Annotated in this window: 1 protein-coding gene; it reads left to right on the forward strand. The window is 54.8% G+C overall.

Features of this window, described 5'->3' with window-relative positions:
- Window positions 1-438, forward strand: a 438-nt coding sequence (locus EZM41_RS10965; RefSeq protein WP_198471134.1) for a hypothetical protein, incomplete at both ends; no start/stop codon positions are given.

The following is a 438-nucleotide window of genomic DNA, read 5'->3' on the forward strand; positions in this document are numbered from 1 at the left end:
GGCTTACAACCAACAGCGGCTGAACGACATAAATGGGGCGAACTTGAAACTCTTTTTGACCCATGTAGGGCTGGATGTGGGCGAAGACGGCGCTACGCACCAATGTATAGACTACGTCAAGAACACCAAGTTCGGAGAGGAAAGCTCCTCCTTCGTCTTCGACGAAGACGGCACCGTCATAGGACACCCCACGCTCGAATCCGGAAGCTCGCTTCCCTCTGTCATGCCCGCCTTCTGGGAGGCCTTCCAGAAGGAGAAGGCGAACCTGACCGGAGGCAGTATAGTGAACCTCTTTTACGGCTCCGGAAAAGATAGTGCCATGGCCGCCGAATTCCCCGTGAAGTGGTTAAACTCATACGTGGCATTGTCCCTCACAGAGAGTCAGATCGTGGCACCGCTCCTTTCCAAGAGGACCAAGATGATGCTATGGGGCCTTCC

The sequence above is a fragment of the Acetomicrobium sp. S15 = DSM 107314 genome (genome assembly GCF_016125955.1).
GTDB lineage: Bacteria > Synergistota > Synergistia > Synergistales > Thermosynergistaceae > Thermosynergistes > Thermosynergistes pyruvativorans.